Origin of the sequence: Moorena sp. SIO2C4 (assembly GCF_010672485.1) — a bacterium.
Lineage (GTDB): Bacteria > Cyanobacteriota > Cyanobacteriia > Cyanobacteriales > Coleofasciculaceae > Moorena > Moorena producens.
Map to the genome: position 1 here is coordinate 1 of NZ_JAAHGN010000747.1, position 3,828 is coordinate 3,828.

A 3,828-nucleotide genomic window follows, 5' to 3' on the forward strand; every position below is an offset into this window, starting at 1 on the left:
TCGGCTCCAAAGTGATCAAACTTATTCTCGCAGCGCTTTAGATAACCAGCAATACCATCTTTCTGCCGTAGGGTATGGAATCGGTTATAGCGCCCCGTGAGCATTTTGTGGGGATAAGCTTGGTGTCCAACGTCCCAGACTACCTTATCATAGTCAAGGTCAAGTGTTTGATACAGACCTAAGGTTAATTCTACCACTCCCAAGCCTGGTCCTAAGTGACCACCACTAGTAGCTATGGTTTGGAGATGTTTCTCGCGAATTTGACGGGCAATTTCCTCTAGTTGACGAATCGATAGACCGTGCAACTGATTTGGATGAGTAATTTCACTGAGATGCATACCGTCTCTTTGAATTGCTACTGGATTGTGTTAATGTTTATCTTTCGACTCCCTAAAAGTATCCAATAATTTGGCGCTTCAAGGGTTATATGGAAGCTAAAGATTACCTGAAAAATGGCATTTCTGGTCAACTTTCCATTGTAAATTTTCCTTGCGACCAGCAGCCGATCACCATTGCTCCCGATACTCCAGTAACGGAAGCGATCGCTACGATGAATCAAACTCGAAGGAGTTATGTGCTGGTAGTACAGCAGCAGCAATTGGTAGGCATTTTTACAGAACGGGATGTGGTCAAAGTAGCATCAGCCGGAATGGTCAACTCAGGGGTTTCCATCGCTGATGTGATGACTCAAGAGTTAATTACCTTGCCCATCATAGCGAAACCGGACATTTTTTTGGTAGAGTCCCGATTACGTCAACACCAGATTCGTCACCTACCCCTAGTGGATGAACAAGGTCAAGTAGTGCGTGTGGTGACCCCCCACACCATGCCAGCCATCCTCTCTGCTATTGTTACTAAGGTCGAAGACTTACACCAACAGTTGAGTCAAAAAGAAGGGGAATTAGTGGCAGCTAATCAGCGATGGCAGCAGGAAGTTGCTGTCAATCAGCAGTTTGAAGAAGAATTGGGGGAAAATGAACATGCCTGGCAGTTGAGCCAAGAACGTCTTGAGAGTATTCTGACTTCCCTAGAAGCAGTGGTATGGTCTTTTGATCCTTCGATTGACAAACTGCTTTATCTTAACAGTGCTACCGAGCAAGTCTATGGTCGCAGTATCACTGAGTTCTTCGGAAACTTACGCCTGTGGGAATCAGTGGTTCACCCAGAGGATCTCGAAACCTATGAACTGGCACACCAAACCCTGCTGTCAACTGGTGCCAAAGATATTGACTACAGAATTTTGCGACCGGATGGAGCTGTGAGTTGGATTCGCCATCGTGCTCACCTCCTCACAGATGCTAATAACACTCCAATTCGGATCCATAACATAGCCATCGACATCACACAGCTCAAACAGGTCGAGGAAAACCTCAAAGCTACCCTAGTTGAGAAAGAGGTGCTGCTCAAAGAAATTCACCATCGGGTCAAAAACAACTTACAAATTGTTTCTAGCTTACTACACTTGCCATCTCTGACAGTAGATCAACCCCAAACCCGAGTACACCTGTCGGAAGCTCGCCATCGCCTTGAAGCCATGGCTCTCATTCACAAGAAACTTTATGGTGCCTCAGTGATAGGCAACCTGGATGTAGTGGATTATATCCAGAACCTAGCGGTGAACTTACTGGTAGCTTATCAAGTAACTAGCGATAGGATTCAGTTGCACACGACTATTGAACCCATTTCCCTCAGTATTGATCAGGCCATCCCTTGCGGTCTAATCATCAATGAACTGGTATCCAATTCCCTGAAGTACGGGTTTCCCAATGGACGCTATGGTGAGATTCACATTGAATTGCACCATAGCGGGGACGATCAGGTTGAATTGATTGTCCGAGATAATGGGGTTGGTTTACCAGAAGAGTTAGATTGGCGTAATACCCAGTCTTTAGGATTATCGTTAGTTTATGACCTGGCAACGGAGCAACTAGACGGGAGTATGTTTCAGGGCCATAGCGAGGGCACAGCTTTCAGAATAGTATTCTCAACAGCAACAATTGTAGAAGCAATAGGACAACAATAGTGGTTACCAGGGTGTTAGTTGTAGAAGACGAAGTTATTGTTGCTAAGACAATTGCTAGCCAGCTTAAGCAACTGGGTTATATGGTATCAGCTACTGCTTCATCTGGCTCTCAAGCCATTACCAAAGCCGCTCAAACTAAGCCTGACTTAGTGCTGATGGACATTTTCCTCAAAGGCAAGATGGATGGTATTACTGCTGCTAGGCAAATTCGTGAACATTTACGTATTCCTATCGTCTATTTAACTGCCTATGGGGATGAAGATACCTTGCAACGGGCTAAGGTTACCCAACCCTTTGGCTATGTTACCAAACCGTTTAACGAGAGAGACTTGCGGGTTGCCATTGAAATGGCTCTCCAGCAATACCAGATGGAGCAGTCGTTGCAGAACAGCCAAGCTCAGTTGGCATCCATTTTAAACTCTATCGATGATGCAGTTATTGCTACCACGACCCAAGGTACCATTACCTTTATGAATGCTCCCGCTGAAGCTCTGACTGGTTGGAAGGCATCGGAGGTATGGGGGCGAGATGTGACCTCAGTGTTCCCAATTGTTAATGACCTGACCGGTAATCTAGTCAAGTATCCCCTAGATAAAGTGATCAAGACCGGACAAGTTGTCTATCTGGGCGAGCATAACGCTTTGATCGCAAAGGACGGTGGTCGAATTCCTGTTGGTAATAGTGCTTCACCCCTAAAAGACCAACTGGGAAACGTGAATGGAGTAGTGCTCGCGTTTTGGGATATCAGCGAGGATCCTCAGACAGAAATGTTAGAGCAGGTGTTGGCAAAAGAGCAAGAAATCCAAGATTTCCGCTCCCAGTTCGTCTCCACCGTTTGCCACGAATTCCGTAATCCCCTCAGTGTGATCCTAACTGCCGCTGAATTACTTAAGCGCTATGGTAATCTGGCCACTCAGGAGCAAAAGCAGCGTTATCTAAAACGAATTACTCTTTCAGTAGAGCGCATGACTGAGTTGATGGAAGAGGTGTTGCTAATCGGTCAAGCTGAAGTAGGTCGGCTAGAATTTATTCCAACTCCGATGAACTTAGAGCAATTCTGCCAGGATTTAATTGCAGAACTATGCCTAGATCAAGCCAGCCGCAACCGGATTGTTTTTACCTCTGACGGGGTCTATACAGAAGTCTGTATGGATGATAAACTTATACATTACATTATAACTAATCTGCTTACCAATGCTTTGAAGTATTCTCCTTCTCATGAAATCGTGACCTTTAACCTAACTTGTGATCTGAAACAGCAGTTGGTTGTGTTCCGCATCCAGGATAAAGGAATTGGGATTGCTGAAGCAGACCAAAAGAAAATTTTCGAGTCTTTTTATCGAGCCAAAAATGTGGGGACAATTCAAGGGACTGGTCTGGGACTATCGATTGTGAAACGCTGTGTGGAACAGCATCAGGGAGAGATTGAACTGACTAGCGAAGTGGGCGTTGGGACAACATTTACGATTAAAATTCCCATAGTAAGTAATGGGGAAGTCAGAGGTCAGAGGTCTGAGGTGAGAAGTTCTGATTCGGAATGGCTCGGGAGTAGTCGCAATTAGCTATAGCAATTCTCAAACTAATGAGGTCAAAATTATGGGCTTTAGGGAGCAGGGAGCAGACAAGAGGAACCCACCCCTAACCCCTCCCAGGAGGGGAAGGCAAGAGGAACCCACCCCTAACTCCTCCCAGGAGGGGAAGGCAAGAGCAACCCACCCCTAACCCCTCCCAGGAGGGGAAGGCAAGAGGAACCCACCCCTAACCCCTCCCAGGAGGGGAAGGCAAGAGCAACCCACCCCTAACCA

At 46.2% G+C, this 3,828-nt stretch carries 3 protein-coding genes; 2 read left to right on the forward strand and 1 reads right to left on the reverse strand.

All coding sequences use genetic code 11. From position 1 onward, the window contains the following. The coding region (locus F6K20_RS28330; protein WP_287296894.1) for a 1-deoxy-D-xylulose-5-phosphate synthase N-terminal domain-containing protein at positions 1-338 on the reverse strand (338 nt) is incomplete at its 3' end. Positions 339-427: 89 nt separating this feature from the next. On the opposite strand from F6K20_RS28330, the gene F6K20_RS28335 reads away from it, so the two are divergent. Together F6K20_RS28335 and F6K20_RS28340 are read left to right on the forward strand one after the other, a co-directional pair. Continuing rightward, positions 428-2,023 (forward strand): sensor histidine kinase, encoded by a 1,596-nt coding sequence (locus tag F6K20_RS28335; protein ID WP_287296896.1) that lies wholly within the window; start codon positions 428-430, stop codon positions 2,021-2,023. Next, on the forward strand, positions 2,023-3,585 hold the full coding sequence (locus F6K20_RS28340; protein ID WP_287252521.1) for an ATP-binding protein: 1,563 nt from the start codon (positions 2,023-2,025) through the stop codon (positions 3,583-3,585). Before F6K20_RS28335 ends, F6K20_RS28340 begins: the two co-directional genes overlap by 1 nt. Positions 3,586-3,828 lie beyond the last annotated feature (243 nt).